Raw genomic sequence first — 15,434 nt, forward strand, 5'->3', positions numbered from 1 at the left:
ACCCATGGCCTTCGGCCGCGCGGGCGGTTCACCACCGACCGTTGGCAGTGCCCACCCGGGGGACCACCCCCGGACCCCCGGCCGACACCCGCCTACCGACCGTTGAACGCATCCTTCAACCGCGAGAACAGACCCTGCTGCCCCGGCTGACAGTGCCCACCCGGGGGACCACCCCCGGACCCCCGGCCGACACCCGCCTACCGACCGTTGAACGCATCCTTCAACCTGGAGAACAGACCCTGCTGGCCCGGCTGGAACTGGCCCGTAGGGCGTTCCTCGCCGCGGAGCTGCGCCAGTTCGCGCAGCAGCCGCTCCTGCTCCGGGTCCAGCTTCGACGGAGTCATCACCTCGACATGCACGATCAGATCGCCTCGGCCGCCACCGCGCAGATGCGTGATACCGCGCCCGTGCAGCGGGATCGACTGGCCCGACTGCGTGCCCGGCCGTACGTCGATCTCCTCCAGCCCGTCCAGCGTCTCCAGCGGACACTTCGTGCCCAGCGCCGCCGCCGTCATCGGGATGGTGACCGTGCAGTGCAGATCGTCGCCGCGCCGCTGGAACACCGCGTGCGCCAGCTCATGGATCTCGACATACAGATCACCGGCGGGACCGCCGCCCGGCCCGACCTCGCCCTCGCCCGCGAGCTGGATACGGGTGCCGTTGTCGACACCGGCCGGGATCTTGACCGTGAGCGTACGGCGCGAACGGATACGTCCATCGCCCGCGCACTCGGGACACGGCGTCGGCACGACCGTACCGAAGCCCTGGCACTGCGGGCACGGCCGCGAGGTCATGACCTGGCCCAGGAAGGACCGGGTGACCTGCGAGACCTCGCCACGGCCACGGCACATGTCACAGGTCTGCGCCGAGGTGCCGGGCGCCGCGCCCTCGCCGGAACAGGTCGTACAGACCACGGCCGTGTCGACCTGGATGTCCTTCGTCGTACCGAAGGCCGCCTCGTTGAGGTCGATCTCCAGCCGGATCATCGCGTCCTGGCCGCGCCGTGTCCGCGACCGCGGGCCGCGCTGCGACGCCGTACCGAAGAACGCGTCCATGATGTCGGAGAAGTTGCCGAAACCACCGGCTCCGAAGCCGCCGGGGCCACCGCCGCCGTTCGCCGAGAGAGGATCGCCGCCGAGGTCGTAGACCTGTTTCTTCTGCGGGTCCGACAGCACCTCGTACGCGGCGTTGATCTCCTTGAAGCGCTCCTGCGTCTTGGGATCGGGATTGACATCCGGATGCAGCTCGCGCGCGAGCCGCCGGAATGCCTTCTTGATCTCATCCTGAGATGCGTCGCGGCGTACGCCTAGTACGGCGTAGTAGTCCGTGGCCACTTACGACTCCGCCAGGATCTGTCCGACGTAACGTGCCACTGCGCGTACCGCTCCCATCGTTCCGGGGTAGTCCATGCGGGTCGGTCCGACCACGCCGAGTTTGGCGACTGCCTCGTCGCCCGAACCGTAGCCGACCGCGACGACGGACGTGGAGTTGAGTCCCTCATGGGCGTTCTCGTGCCCGATACGTACGGTCATACCGGGATCCTTGGCCTCGCCGAGCAGCTTGAGGAGCACCACATGCTCCTCCAGCGCCTCCAGCACCGGCCGGATGGTCAGAGGGAAGTCGTGTCCGAAGCGGGTGATGTTGGCCGTACCGCCGATCATCAGCCGCTCCTCGGTCTCCTCGACCAGGGTTTCGAGCAGGGTCGCGAGCACGGTGGACACCACGCCGCGGTCCTCCTGCTCGAACGAGTCGGGCAGGTCCTGCACGAGCTGCGGGACATCCGCGAAGCGGCGCCCGACGATCCGGCTGTTGAGCCGGGCGCGGAGATCCGCGAGCGAGGTCTCGCCGAAGGGCGAGGGAGCGTCGACCATACGCTGCTCGACCCGTCCCGTGTCCGTGATCAGGACGAGCATCAGCCGGGCGGGCGCGAGCGCCAGCAGCTCCACGTGCCGCACCGTCGAGCGCGTCAGCGAGGGATACTGGACGACGGCGACCTGCCGGGTGAGCTGCGCCAGCAGCCGTACCGTACGGCCCACGACATCGTCCAGATCGACGGCGCCGTCCAGGAAGTTCTGGATGGCCCGGCGCTCCGGCGAGGAGAGCGGTTTGACACCGGCCAGCTTGTCGACGAAGAGCCGGTAGCCCTTGTCGGTCGGGATGCGTCCCGCGCTGGTGTGCGGCTGGGCGATGAAGCCCTCGTCCTCCAGCACCGCCATGTCATTGCGGACGGTCGCCGGTGAGACACCGAGCTTGTGGCGCTCGGTGAGCGCCTTGGAGCCGACGGGCTCCTCGGTGCCGACATAGTCCTGGACGATGGCGCGCAGCACCTCGAGTCTGCGTTCGCTGAGCATGGCGCACACCTCCAGCTCTGGTCGTCGTTCCCGGCCCGGTACTCACTTCTTGGCCTGTTCGGCACTCTTCCAAGCACTCGTCGGCACTCGCTTTGGCACTCACTCACAAGGAGTGCCAGCACTCCCCCCGTAAGTGTACGGCCGTGGGGTACGCCCGGAGCAAGGGCGGCCGAACACGGTACCGCCCGATCAGGCCCGTCGGCGAAGGCGCCGTTTCCGTAGCGTCCCGTAGCGTCCTGGTATGGACCTCTGTTGGGAAGAACACGGCTGGGAGCGGCTGGGAGCGGGAGTGGGACGGCGACGGCTGCCGCGGTGGGACGCGACGGCCGGACTGGTCGTCGGCGTGGACGCCGTCCTGCTGTACGACACGGGCTCGACGGTCCGTGAGGGCGCCGAACTCGGCGCGGAGGTGCGGGCGCTGCTGGGCGGCGGCCGGCACGTGACGCATATCGCACTCAGCCATCCGCACTTCGACCATGTGCTGGGGACTGCGGCGTTTCCGGAGGCGGAGGTGGAGGTGTACGGAGCGGTGGGCATGGCGCGGCTGCTGGCGGCGCGCGGGCCAGGGCCGGGGCCGGGGCCGTCGGGCCTGTACGAGGAGGCCGTACGCCTCGGGGCGGACGCGGAGGAGACGGCGCGGGCGGTGGAGGCGCTGGTGCCGCCTCGGCACGAGGTGTCGGGACTGTTCACCTTGGAGCTGGGCGGCGACCGGCGGGCGGTGCTGGTGAATGCCGGTCCAGGTCATACGGCGCACGATCTGGCGGTGCTGGTGGCGGAGGCTTCGGTGGGCGCTTCGACGGGCAGTGCGGTGGGCGCTTCGGTGGGCGCGTCAGAACGCGCCTCGGTCGCTCGCTCCGTGGCTCGCTCCGTGGTTTTCTGCGGCGATCTGGTGGAGGAGTCCGGTGAGCCGCAGGCGGGCCCGGACGCGATCCCGGCGCGCTGGCCGGCCGCCCTGGACCGGCTGCTGGCGCTGGGAGGCGAGGACGCGGTGTATGTACCGGGCCATGGCGCGGTGGTGGACGCAGCGTTCGTACGAGCGCAACGCGACGCGCTGGCGGCACGGTTCGGGGTGTCGTAGCCGTACCGGCCCGTGCCGCCTATCGTCTTGCGAATGCGTAGCTACAGCCCCGATCTGACGCCTCCGTGGAAGAAGTCCACGCCCGCGCCCGAGGTTCCGGCGGAGCCGGATCCGGATCTGGTGGTCGAGGAGGTGTCGACGGGCTTCTGCGGTGCGGTGGTCCGCTGCGAGAAGACCGCGGAGGGCCCGACGGTGACGCTGGAGGACCGGTTCGGCAAGCACCGGGTGTTTCCGCTGGTTCCGGGCGGATTTCTGCTCGACGGGCGGATGGTCACGCTGGTGCGTCCGACGGCGGCGGGCCCGGCGCGCCCGACCCGTACGGCCTCCGGCTCGGTGGCCGTGCCCGGGGCCCGTGCGCGGGTGGCGCGGGCCGGCCGTATCTACGTCGAGGGCCGGCACGACGCGGAGCTGGTGGAGAAGGTGTGGGGCGACGATCTGCGCGTCGAGGGCGTGGTCGTCGAGTATCTGGGCGGTATCGACGATCTCCCGGCCGTCGTCGCCGAGTTCGGCCCGGCACCGGACGCGAGGCTGGGCGTCCTGGTCGACCATCTGGTACCGGGCTCGAAGGAGTCCCGTATCGCGGCGGCGGTGACCGGCCCCGACGTCCTGGTGGTGGGTCACCCGTACATCGACGTCTGGGAGGCGGTGAAGCCGTCGTCGGTGGGCATCCCGGGATGGCCCTCGGTCCCGAGAGGCGAGGACTGGAAGACGGGCGTCTGCCGCGCACTGGGCTGGCCGGAGAACACGGGAGCGGCGTGGCAGCAAATCCTGTCCCGGGTCCGGACCTACCGGGACCTGGAACCGGCACTGCTGGGCCGGGTGGAGGAACTGATCGACTTCGTCACGGTCGGCGGTGACGCTTGACCGGGGGAAGCGTCTCGAACTCCGAGGTGTCGAGCTCGACACCGAGCAGATCCAGGGGCACAGGATCGCCGAACTTGGTGGTTCGCTCCACCCGGTAATCAGCGGCCTCGCCGCTGCCGACCGGCTCGGTGAGCAGCACGCACTGCTGCTCCGTCGGGTCGATGATCAGGTAGGCGGGCACCCTGCCCGCCGCGTACATGGAACGCTTCTCGCCGTAGTCGCGGTCGACGCTGGTCTTGGAGACCACTTCCAGCAGCATGGTGATATCAGCGGCGGGGATGAGCCGTCCAGGACCGATCTTGGCGACCCGTTCGAGAATGACGAGGTCGGGCTGCGGCTCGCTCTCCTCACCGGGGATGGCGATGTCCTGAGTCTGCATGCGGCGCCAGTTCTTGCGTGGAATCTGGTCCTGCACGAGCTCCACGATCGCATTGTGGACCCGGTCGGGCCCCGCCATCATCACGATGTCCCCCCTGAGGAGTTCCGCTTTGTAACCTTCGGGAACCTCCAGGTCCTCAAAGGTCTTCGCGGCGCGAGTGGCGCGAGTGATGGGTCGCTCATCCACAGCGGTCATCTCCGTGAACCTCCGCAATCCGCCGCTTTTCTGTCAGCGGCAGCCTAGGGACAGCGTAGGCAGAACTGCCCCGAACCGTCTCGGATTCACTCCGGCGAGTGATCAATCCGGGAGCGATCCATCCGCGAGTGGTCAGTCCACCAAGTCCCTCACCACCGCGTCCGCCAGTAGGCGGCCCCGTAGCGTCAGGACCGCTCGGCCCTTCTCGTACGGGCCCGGCTCCAGGAGGCCGTCGGTCAGGGCTCGGCGGGAGGCGGTCAGGCCGTCCGGGCGCAGGAGGGAGAGTTCGCAGCCGGAGGACAGGCGCAGTTCGAGCAGGACGCGTTCCACCCGGCGGTCCTCCGCCGAGAGGATCTCCCGGCCCGCGCCGGGCGAGCGGCCCTCCGCCAGCGCCGCCGCGTACGCGCCCGGGTGCTTGACGTTCCACCAGCGCACGCCGCCCATATGGCTGTGGGCGCCCGGGCCCGCGCCCCACCAGTCCGCACCGCGCCAGTACAGCTCGTTGTGCAGACAGCGGGCCGCCTCCGAGGTGGCCCAGTTCGACACCTCATACCAGGAGAAGCCCGCCTCCGCCAGCACCGCGTCCGCGATCAGATACCGGTCCGCGTGCTCGTCGTCGTCCGTCATCGGGACCTCGCCGCGCCGGATCCGCCGCGCCAGTCCCGTGCCCTCCTCCACGATCAGCGCGTACGCCGACACATGGTCGGGTCCGGCGCCCACCGCCGCCGCCAACGACTCGCGCCAGTCGTCGTCGCTCTCCCCGGGCGTCCCGTAGATCAGATCGAGGTTCACATGCTCGAACCCGGCCGCACGGGCCTCCGCGACGCACTCCTCGGGCCGTCCGGGCGTGTGCGTACGGTCCAGGACCTTCAGTACGTGCTGCTTCGCGCTCTGCATCCCGAAGGAGATCCGGTTGAAGCCGCCCTCCCGCAGCGCCGCCAGATACGCCGGACCGACCGATTCCGGATTCGCCTCCGTGGTGATCTCGGCTCCGTCCGCGAGCCCGAACTCGTCCCGGATCGCGCCGAGCATCCGTACGAGATCTCCGGCCGCGAGCAGCGTGGGCGTACCGCCGCCGACGAACACCGTACGGACCTGCCTCGGATCGTCGCCCAGCACCTTCCTGGCGAGCCGTATCTCGTCGACGAGCGTCTCGGCGTAGTTGTCGCGGGACGCCAGCACACCTCCCGAGCCGCGCAGCTCGGTCGCCGTGTACGTGTTGAAGTCGCAGTAGCCGCAGCGGCTCGCGCAGTACGGAACGTGCAGATAGAAGCCGAGCGGCCGGTCCGCCGCGCCCGTCAGCGCGTGCGGGGGCAGCGCTCCGGTCTCGGGCATGGGATCACCGTCGGGCAGTGCGGAAGGCATACCCCCCAGTGTCCCGTACCGGACGGGTTGTCCGTGTCACTGCGCCTGGAGTGGTCACTCCTCCTGGGCCCCCTCCGCCTGGAACAGTCATTCCGCTTGAAGCACCAGCAGCGCCAGATCGTCGCCCGGCGGTGTGTCACCGAAATCGTGCACCGCCCGCCGTATCCGGTCCGCGACGCCCTGTGCCGACAGCCCCACGCACTCCGCCAGCGCCCGCGCCAGCCCGTCGCCGTCGTCGAACATCCGCGCTCCCGAGCGCCGCTCCGTCACACCGTCGGTGACACAGAGCAGCGTGTCGCCGGGCTCCAGGTGGAACGTACGGCTCTCGTACGCGACGTTCTCGAAGACCCCGAGCAGCAGCTGCGGCTCCGCGGCCGGCCGTACCGTCCCGTCGGGCCGCAGGAGCAGCGGCAGCGGATGACCGGCGCTCGCGAGCGTGCACCGTACGCCGCCGCCCTCGCCCGGCAGCGGCATCAGCTCTCCGTACAGCAGCGACAGGAAGCGCGGCTGGCCGCTCTCGGCCGTCCCGGGGACGGCGCCGGGCCTGCCGAGCGGAGGACCGGCCGCGGCTGCCGCCGCGACCATCAGGGACGCCGATTCCGCCGCCTCCGTGGCGTCGTCCAGGAGCAGCCGGTTGAGCCGGTCGAGGACGGCGCCGACGCGGTAGCCCTCGCGGGCCAGCAGCCGCAGCCACGGGCGGGCGAGTCCGGTGACGACGGCCGCCTCGGGACCGCTGCCCTGGACATCGCCGAGCATGAAGCACCAGCGGTCGCCCGGCGGGCACGGGAAGACGTCGTAGAAGTCGCCGCCCGCGAGACCTTCGTCACTCGGCTCGTACACCAGGGAACTGGCGACACCGGGTATCCGCGCGACCTGGCTGGGCAGCAGGCCGCGTTGCAGAACACGGCTGATGGTGACCTGGCGGGTGTAGCGGCGGGCCGCGCCGATGGCGAGGGCGACGCGTCGCGCGAAGTCCTCGACCAGGGCGGTGACATCGTCGGGGACGCCGGTCCTGCCGGGCCGGCCGAGCATCAGGGTGCCGAGTGCACGCCCGTTGGCGACAAGCCGGCAGGCGAGCGCCGAGCCCTCCCCCGGCCCACCGTCCGCTCCAACTTCGGCCCCGCGCTCAGCTCCGGCCTCCGACTCCGCGCCCGGACCCGCTCCCGTCTCGTTCTCCGGCCCCGCCTCAGACGTATCCGTACCGTCCGTACCACCCGCACCGGATGCCTCGCTGTCCTCCACGCCCCAGCCGCCCGGCCACGGCACGCGCACCGGGCCGCCTCTCGGCAGGTCCGGCAGCCGTGGCGGGTCCTTCTCCAGGACCGCGCGCAGTTCGCCGGTCCTGGACTCGTCGGCGTGCCACACGCGGGCGAGCCGTGGCGCCGTGCCCGCCTGTGCGCTCTCGGCATCCAGCCACACCGCGCACCAGTCCGCGAGCCGCGGCACCAGCAACTGCCCGGCGAGCGCCGCGATCAGATCCTCGTCGAGCTGGCCCGCGAGCAGTTCCGAGGCCTCGGCGAGAAAGGAGAGCGCGCCACGGCCGATCCAGTCGGGATCGTCCCGTACGGAGCGCCGCGACGAGGGCGCGAGGATCTCCGCGGCGCGCAGTCCCCGGCGCAGCGCGGGTTCGGCCGGCTGGCCGGGCCCTGCCTCTCGTCCTTCGAGCGGCAGCCGGGCCCAGACGGTCTTGAGCCCGGGACGGTAGGTGATGCCCCAGCGTTCGGCGAGGGAGGCGACGAGTTGCAGCCCGCGGCCGTACTCCGGAGTGCCGGACGGCGCCTGGCCCCGGGCGTCGCTCTGGATGGCGCGCGCGGGATGGTGATCGGATATTTCCAGAACCAGGGCGGCCGGCTCCTCTCCCGTCCCCGAAGGATCCTCGGCCGCCGTCTCGTGGCGGCAGAGCAGTTCGACGGTGGTCCCGGCGTGCACGACCGCGTTGGTGACCAGTTCGCTGACGATGACCACCGCGTCGTCCGCGAGCAGATCGGTGCTGTGCCGCCCTGGCGCACACCCGCCGTCGCCTCGGCAGAAGGTGCAGGTGGCCAGCTTTCCCTGGCTGGTCCAGTCGGCCAGCGTCGCGCGTACGAACCGGCGCGCGGCGGACGGCGCGAGCGGGTTCCCGGGCAGGCTGGTACGTGACGTCGACCGCGCGTCCTGTCGTAACGGCACCTCGGGTGCCGAACGGTGCAGCGACTCGCGCGGAATCGGAATGGGCCCCACTGCGGCTCCTGATCCCGTTCTGGTGTTGTGCCACTTACGATCCCGACAGAGTGACAGACGGAGCGCGTCCATATGCGCCGAGTCATCGAAGTGGGCGGATATTTGCCTGGAGTTGGTGAACAGCCGAGGTCCGGCGGCGTGCTGGGAGAAGGACGGTATGGCTGAGGACACGGGTTGACAACACGGCGGCCAAACCCCGGGTAACGACGTGCGAAACCGCGCCGGACAGAGCAGTCTTGCCCCGCTGGCCGACAGGCGAGGGCCGAGGGCCGACAAGGAGAGCCGGATGAGCAGGTCAACAGCCGCCGTGGAACGCGCGACCATCCTTCTCGTGGACGACATGGAGGACAACCTCGTCGCGCTGGAAGCGGTCCTCGGCTCCCTGGACGTGACACTCGTACGGGCCCGTTCGGGCGAGGAGGCGATGGAGGAACTGCTGCGGCAGCCGTTCGCGCTGGTCCTGCTGGATGTCCGGATGCCGGGCATGGACGGTTTCGAGACGGCTGCGCGGATCAAGCGGCTGGACCACGCCAAGGACGTCCCGATCATCTTTCTGAACGGGCCCGAGTCCGACAGTGGTTACGCGTTCCGCGGGTACGCCACGGGCGCGGCGGACTTTCTGACCAAGCCGTTCGACCCGTGGGTGTTACGGGCCAAGGTCGGTGTCTTCCTCGATCTGCACCGGAAGAACCAGCAGTTGGAGCGGATGCTGGCGCGTGAGCAGGAGCATCTCGGGGAGATCGCGGGTCGGCTGTCGTCGATCGAGGAGGAGTTACGGCGCGGCGCGCCGAACGATCTGGCGGCGCTGGGACAGCAGCTCGCGCGCATAGGCGACACCTTGGGCGAACTGCGCCGCGAGCGGGCCCAGTAGCCCGCGGGCGCGCGGGCCGCTCGGGGGCCTGAGCCAGGCGCTGCTCGGGGGCCGCTCGCGCGCCGCGCCACCCGGCTCGGGTCCACGCGGGCGCGCACAGGCGCACGCACAGCTCGCGGCCTCGCGCCGCCTCCGCTCGGGCGCGCACGCCGGCCCGTTCGGGCGCACCAGTACGGCTCGGGGCGCGGGCCCGTGCGCTCAGGCCTCCCGGGACCCTTCGTACATCTCCTCGATCAGAGCCTTGTACTCCCGCTCCACCACCGGCCTCTTGAGCTTGAGGCTCGGTGTCAGCTCACCGTGCTCGATATCCAGATCGCGCGGCAGCAGCCGGAACTTCTTGATGGTCTGCCAGCGCTGGAGCCCGGCGTTGACGCGCTTCACATAGCCGTCGATGAGCTGCTGTACCTGCGGAGAGGCGACCACCTCGGTGTACGTCCTGCCGGCCAGTCCGTGCTCGGCCGCCCAGCCGAGGATCGTCGGCTCGTCGAGCGCGATCAGCGCCGTACAGAAGTTGCGGTCCGCGCCGTGCACCAGGACGTTGGAGACGAACGGGCACACCGCCTTGAACCGGCCCTCGACCTCGGCCGGCGCGATGTACTTGCCGCCCGACGTCTTGATCAGGTCCTTCTTGCGGTCGGTGATCCGCAGATAGCCGTCCGGGGACAGCTCGCCGATGTCACCGGTGTGGAACCAGCCGTCCGGCTCCAGCACCTCCGCGGTCTTCTCGGGCAGCCCGTGGTATCCGGCCATGATCCCCGGGCCGCGCAGCAGGATCTCGCCGTCGTCGGCGATCCGTACCTCCGTACCGGGCAGCGGCTTGCCGACCGTGCCCGTACGGTACGCCTCGCCCGGATTGACGAAGCTGGCCGCGCTGGACTCCGTCAGTCCGTATCCCTCCAGGATGTGGATCCCGGCGCCGGAGAAGAAATAGCCGATCTCGGGCGCGAGCGCGGCGGAGCCGGAGACCGCGGCCCGCAGCCGCCCGCCGAACGCCTCGCGCAGCTTGGCGTAGACGAGCGCGTCGGCGACCTTGTGCTTGGCGCCGAGGGCGAACGGCACGGACGCCGTGCCCGTACGGCGGAAGTTGTCCTGGGAGACCTTGGCGTACTCCCGGGCGATCCCGGCCGCCCACTGGAAGATCTTGTACTTGGCGGGACCGCCGGCCCGCGCCTTGGCCGCCACGCCGTTGTAGACCTTCTCGAAGATGCGCGGTACGGCCGCCATATAAGTCGGCTGGACCACCGGCAGATTCTCGATGATCTTGTCGACGCGCCCGTCCACGGCGGTGACATGTCCGACCTCGATCTGCCCGGACGTCAGCACCTTGCCGAAGACATGGGCGAGCGGCAGCCACAGATACTGCACATCGTCCTTGGTGATCAGACCGGTGCCCGCGGTGGCCTTGGCCATGTACGACCAGCTGTCGTGGGCCAGCCGTACGCCCTTGGGCCGGCCGGTGGTGCCCGAGGTGTAGATCAGGGTGGCGAGCTGGGTGGACGTGATGGCGCCGACCCGCTCCTTGACCGCTTCCGGGTGCGTGACCAGATACTCCGTGCCGCGCGCCTCCAGATCGGCCAGCGAGAGCACCCAGCCCTCCGGGTCGCCCTCGGCGGGCAGCGCGTCGGCCGCGTCGATCACGACCACATGGCCGAGCTGCGGCAGCTCTTCGCGCCGCGCGCGGGCCTTGGCGAGCTGGGCGGCGTCCTCCGCGATCAGAACGCGGCTCCCGGAGTCGGCGAGGATGTACGCGGACTCCTCGGCGTTGGTCGACGGATAGATCGTGGTGGTCGCGGCGCCCGCGCACATCACACCGAGGTCGGCGAGGATCCACTCGACGCGGGTGGCGGAGGCGAGCGCGATCCGCTCCTCCGGCTGAACGCCCAGCGCGATCAGGCCTGCGGCCACCGCGTACACCCGTTCCGCCGCCTGGGCCCAGCTCAGCGAGCGCCACTCGTCGGGGCCCTGGCCCGTGGTACGGGGGACGGGATGGCGGTAGGCCTCCGCGTCCGGCGTGGCCGTCACGCGCTCAATGAAGAGGGCCGCCACGGACGGCGGCCGGTTCTCGATCAAGTTCTGTGTGTCGCTCACGACATCCTCCGGGCCCGCGCGCAGCGCTGCGTGACTGATCCGACCGACTGGGTGTGACTGACGGGTAACTAACTGGCGAGTAACTAAGGGATCAGTGATCAGACTAGAGGCCGCCTCGCCGGTACGTAAGGGGCAGCAAGGCGCTGCTTCAAAACGAACCCGCCCGAGCGCACCCTGTACGCCCGTACGCCCACCGCCTCTACGTCCGTACACAACACGGTCAACGACGACGGACCCGCACGCCACAGCGTGCGGGCCCGTCGCGCACCGCATCCGTCCGCGTCCGTCCGCAAGGGGTCCGTCCGCAAGGGACGGGCGCGGCTACTTCTTGCCCTTGCCTCCGCCGGACTCGTCGCTGGACAGCACCGCGATGAAGGCCTCCTGCGGCACCTCCACGCTGCCGACCATCTTCATCCGCTTCTTGCCCTCCTTCTGCTTCTCCAGCAGCTTCCGCTTACGGGAGATGTCACCGCCGTAGCACTTGGCGAGGACGTCCTTGCGGATGGCGCGGATGGTCTCCCGGGCGATCACCCGGGAGCCGATGGCGGCCTGGATGGGCACCTCGAAGGCCTGGCGCGGGATCAGCTCGCGCAGCTTGGCCACGAGCCGCACGCCGTACGCGTAGGCCTGGTCCCGGTGGGTGATGGCCGAGAAGGCGTCGACCTTGTCGCCGTGCAGCAGGATGTCGACCTTGACGAGCTGGGCCGTCTGCTCGCCGGTGGGCTCGTAGTCGAGCGAGGCATAGCCCCGGGTCTTCGACTTGAGCTGGTCGAAGAAGTCGAAGACGATCTCGGCGAGCGGCAGCGTGTAGCGGATCTCTACGCGGTCCTCGGAGAGATAGTCCATGCCGAGCAGCGTGCCGCGCCGCGTCTGGCAGAGCTCCATGATCGAGCCGATGAACTCGCTCGGAGCGAGGATCGTGGCCCGTACGACCGGTTCGTGCACCGAGTCGATCTTTCCCTCGGGAAATTCGCTCGGATTGGTGACGATGTGCTCCTTGCCGTCCTCCATCAGCACGCGGTAGACGACGTTGGGAGCGGTGGCGATCAGATCGAGGCCGAACTCGCGCTCCAGCCGCTCACGGATCACATCGAGATGCAGCAGTCCGAGGAAGCCGACACGGAAGCCGAATCCGAGAGCCGCGGAGGTCTCCGGCTCGTAGACCAGCGCCGCGTCGTTGAGCTGGAGCTTGTCGAGGGCGTCGCGCAGTTCGGGATAGTCCGAGCCGTCGAGTGGATAGAGGCCGGAGAACACCATCGGCTTGGGGTCCTTATAGCCGCCCAGCGCCTCGGTCGCGCCTTTGTTCAGGGTGGTGATCGTGTCACCGACCTTGGACTGGCGTACGTCCTTCACACCCGTGATCAGATAGCCGACCTCGCCGACGCCGAGACCGTCCGCCGGAAGCATCTCCGGCGAGTTCGTACCGATCTCCAGCAGCTCGTGCGTGGCGCCGGTGGACATCATCCGGATCCGCTCGCGCTTGTTGAGCTGGCCGTCGATGACTCGTACGTAGGTCACGACTCCGCGGTAGGAGTCATAGACGGAGTCGAAGATCATCGCGCGGGCCGGCGCGTCCGCGACACCGACCGGCGCCGGGACGTCCGCCACCACGCGGTCGAGCAGGACGTCGACGCCGATGCCCGTCTTCGCCGACACCTTGAGGACGTCCTCGGGCTGGCAGCCGATGAGATTGGCCAGCTCCTCGGAGAACTTCTCCGGCTGGGCGGCCGGCAGGTCGATCTTGTTCAGCACCGGGACGATGGTGAGGTCGTTCTCCATCGCCAGATAGAGGTTGGCGAGAGTCTGCGCCTCGATGCCCTGGGCGGCGTCCACCAGGAGGACCGTGCCCTCGCAGGCCGCGAGCGAACGGGACACCTCGTAGGTGAAGTCCACATGGCCCGGCGTGTCGATCATGTTGAGGATATGGGTCTTTCCCTGGTCCTCACCCGTGTTGGGGGCCCAGGGCAGGCGGACCGCCTGGGACTTGATCGTGATACCGCGCTCGCGCTCGATGTCCATACGGTCGAGGTACTGAGCACGCATCTGCCGCGAATCGACGACTCCGGTCAACTGGAGCATCCGGTCGGCGAGCGTCGACTTGCCGTGGTCGATGTGCGCGATGATGCAGAAGTTGCGGAGCAGCGCCGGGTCGGTACGACTCGGCTCTGGCACGTGGGTAGGGGTCGCGGGCACGCAGGGTCCTGATTCTTGAGACGCGCGGCGTCTCGTCTCGGGTCGACTCGGATCGATACGTAGCCTCCATCGTCCCATGGGTGCGGGACTGCGCCCGGTTTGGGCGGGTCGGAGGGCGGCTGGTAGCGTGGTGAGCTGTGTCTCGTGCCGTCTCGGCGCGGGACGGGTTCAGTTAGTGATTCATCAAAGCTGAAAAGGCTGTATTAAACGTGGCGAACATCAAGTCCCAGATCAAGCGGAACAAGACCAACGAGAAGGCACGCCTGCGCAACAAGGCTGTCAAGTCGTCGCTCAAGACCGCGATCCGCAAGGCCCGTGAGGCCGCTGCCGCGGGCGACGTCGAGAAGGCCTCCGTGGCCGCTCGTGAGGCCTCCCGCAAGCTCGACAAGGCTGTCTCGAAGGGCGTCATCCACAAGAACGCCGCCGCCAACAAGAAGTCGGCGCTGGCCTCCAAGGTCGCTTCCCTTCAGGGCTGAGCCGTTCCGCTCCACTTGATTTGACCGCCGGAAGGGACTCAGCGGGCCCTCTCTACCGCTCCTGAACCGGCACTCCCGGACTCGTACGCGACTGCGTTCGCCACGCGGGTGCGAGTCCAGTCTCAAGACGCCGGGCCCCGGCGCCGCCCTTCCCCAGGACGGCGCCGGGGCCTTCGTCGTGTGCGTGTGTACAAGTGGGCCCGCTGTACGAGGGGGCCCGGCCGCTGTACGAGGGGGCCCGGCCGGTGTACGAGGGGCCCGGCCGGCGGTGGTCAGTTTCCGCGGCCGGAGCGCGCGGCGCGGGCGATCGCGACGACCGCCTTCTCCAGCGCGTACTCCGGATCGTCACCGCCGCCCTTGACACCCGCGTCGGCCTCGGCGACGGCCCGTAGCGCCGTCGCCACTCCGTCCGGAGTCCAGCCGCGCATCTGCTGGCGCACCCGGTCGATCTTCCACGGTGGCATTCCCAGCTCACGGGCGAGATCCGCGGGCCTGCCGCCGCGCGCGGACGACAGCTTGCCGATCGCCCGTACTCCCTGGGAGAGCGCGCTGGTGATCAGTACGGGAGCCACTCCCGTCGACAGCGACCAGCGCAGCGCTTCCAGGGCGTCGGCCGCCCTGCCCTCCACCGCGCGGTCGGCGACGGTGAAGCTGGAGGCCTCGGCGCGGCCCGTGTAGTAGCGGCCGACGACCGCCTCGTCGATCGTGCCCTCGACATCGGCGGTGAGCTGGGAAACGGCGCTCGCCAGCTCGCGCAGATCGCTGCCGATCGAGTCGACCAGCGCCTGGCAGGCCTCCGGAGTGGCCGAGCGGCCCAGCGCGCGGAACTCGGAACGTACGAAGGTGAGCCGCTCGGCGGGCTTGGTCGTCTTGGGACAGGCGACCTCCCGGGCGCCCGCCTTGCGCGCCGCGTCCAGCAACGCCTTGCCCTTGGCCGCTCCCGCGTGCAGCAGGACGAGCGTGATCTCCTCGGCGGGAGCGTCGAGATAGGACTTGACGTCCTTGATCGTGTCGGCGGAGAGATCGTGCGCGTTCCGCACGATGACGACCTTGCGCTCGGCGAAGAGCGAAGGGCTGGTCAGCTCGGCGAGAGTGCCGGGCTGGAGCTGGTCGGAGGTGAGGTCGCGGACATCCGTGTCGGCATCGGCGGCGCGGGCCGCCGCCACCACCTGCTGTACGGCGCGGTCGAGCAGCAGATCCTCCTGGCCCACGGCCAGGGTGAGGGGGGCGAGGAGGTCGTCGGGGGAAGACTTTCTGGTGGCCATCGCGGTCCAGCATCGCACGCACCACTGACAGCCGACGCCCGCACGGCGTCGGTGCGCGGGTCAGTGCCGGTACGTCTGTCCGTACACGC

The 15,434-nt window shown here is 69.8% G+C and carries 12 protein-coding genes; 4 read left to right on the plus strand and 8 right to left on the minus strand.

From position 1 onward, the window contains the following. Nucleotides 1-197: 197 nt before the first annotated feature. Complete coding sequence (gene dnaJ, locus ACFV6H_RS12295) at nt 198-1,334, minus strand: molecular chaperone DnaJ (protein ID WP_093601195.1); 1,137 nt, start codon at nt 1,332-1,334, stop codon at nt 198-200. Then, complete coding sequence (gene hrcA / locus ACFV6H_RS12300; protein ID WP_385540946.1) at nt 1,335-2,351, minus strand: heat-inducible transcriptional repressor HrcA; 1,017 nt, start codon at nt 2,349-2,351, stop codon at nt 1,335-1,337. A gap of 241 nt (nt 2,352-2,592) precedes the next feature. Here hrcA and ACFV6H_RS12305 point away from each other — a divergent pair, with 241 nt between their 5' ends. Continuing rightward, complete coding sequence (locus ACFV6H_RS12305; RefSeq protein WP_385540948.1) at nt 2,593-3,429, plus strand: MBL fold metallo-hydrolase; 837 nt, start codon at nt 2,593-2,595, stop codon at nt 3,427-3,429. 33 nt (nt 3,430-3,462) lie between these two features. Next, nucleotides 3,463-4,293, plus strand: a complete 831-nt coding sequence (locus ACFV6H_RS12310; RefSeq protein ID WP_385540950.1) for a DUF3097 domain-containing protein — start codon at nt 3,463-3,465, stop codon at nt 4,291-4,293. On the opposite strand, the gene ACFV6H_RS12315 is transcribed toward ACFV6H_RS12310, so the two are convergent. From ACFV6H_RS12315 to ACFV6H_RS12325, 3 genes are all read right to left on the minus strand, one after another. Then, nucleotides 4,271-4,867, minus strand: coding sequence for a Uma2 family endonuclease (locus ACFV6H_RS12315; RefSeq protein WP_385540952.1), 597 nt, complete (start codon nt 4,865-4,867; stop codon nt 4,271-4,273). The genes ACFV6H_RS12310 and ACFV6H_RS12315 overlap by 23 nt on opposite strands. A gap of 132 nt (nt 4,868-4,999) precedes the next feature. Next, entirely contained in the window at nt 5,000-6,232 is a 1,233-nt protein-coding gene (gene hemW / locus ACFV6H_RS12320) for a radical SAM family heme chaperone HemW (RefSeq protein ID WP_385540954.1), read from the minus strand. Between the two features lie 87 nt (nt 6,233-6,319). Continuing rightward, nucleotides 6,320-8,452: a SpoIIE family protein phosphatase gene (locus tag ACFV6H_RS12325; RefSeq protein ID WP_385540956.1), complete on the minus strand. Its 2,133-nt coding sequence runs from the start codon at nt 8,450-8,452 to the stop codon at nt 6,320-6,322. Nucleotides 8,453-8,738: 286 nt separating this feature from the next. On the opposite strand from ACFV6H_RS12325, the gene ACFV6H_RS12330 reads away from it, so the two are divergent. After that, on the plus strand, nt 8,739-9,323 hold the full coding sequence (locus tag ACFV6H_RS12330; RefSeq protein WP_384980338.1) for a two-component system response regulator: 585 nt from the start codon (nt 8,739-8,741) through the stop codon (nt 9,321-9,323). A gap of 198 nt (nt 9,324-9,521) precedes the next feature. Here ACFV6H_RS12330 and ACFV6H_RS12335 read toward each other — a convergent pair whose 3' ends face one another. Both ACFV6H_RS12335 and lepA read right to left on the minus strand, forming a co-directional pair. Next, nucleotides 9,522-11,411, minus strand: a complete 1,890-nt coding sequence (locus ACFV6H_RS12335) for an AMP-dependent synthetase/ligase (RefSeq protein WP_385540958.1) — start codon at nt 11,409-11,411, stop codon at nt 9,522-9,524. Nucleotides 11,412-11,732: 321 nt separating this feature from the next. After that, on the minus strand, nt 11,733-13,604 hold the full coding sequence (lepA, locus tag ACFV6H_RS12340; RefSeq protein WP_384980332.1) for a translation elongation factor 4: 1,872 nt from the start codon (nt 13,602-13,604) through the stop codon (nt 11,733-11,735). A 209-nt stretch (nt 13,605-13,813) separates the two neighbouring features. On the opposite strand from lepA, the gene rpsT reads away from it, so the two are divergent. Further along, nucleotides 13,814-14,080: a 30S ribosomal protein S20 gene (gene rpsT, locus ACFV6H_RS12345; protein WP_066942594.1), complete on the plus strand. Its 267-nt coding sequence runs from the start codon at nt 13,814-13,816 to the stop codon at nt 14,078-14,080. A 272-nt stretch (nt 14,081-14,352) separates the two neighbouring features. Here the strand turns inward: rpsT and holA are convergent, their stop codons facing one another. Further along, the gene (gene holA / locus ACFV6H_RS12350; RefSeq protein ID WP_385540960.1) at nt 14,353-15,345 is read right to left on the minus strand and encodes a DNA polymerase III subunit delta; all 993 of its coding nucleotides are present in this window, start codon (nt 15,343-15,345) and stop codon (nt 14,353-14,355) included. Nucleotides 15,346-15,434 lie beyond the last annotated feature (89 nt).

Origin of the sequence: Streptomyces sp. NPDC059743, from assembly GCF_042732975.1 — a bacterium.
Lineage (GTDB): Bacteria > Actinomycetota > Actinomycetes > Streptomycetales > Streptomycetaceae > Streptomyces.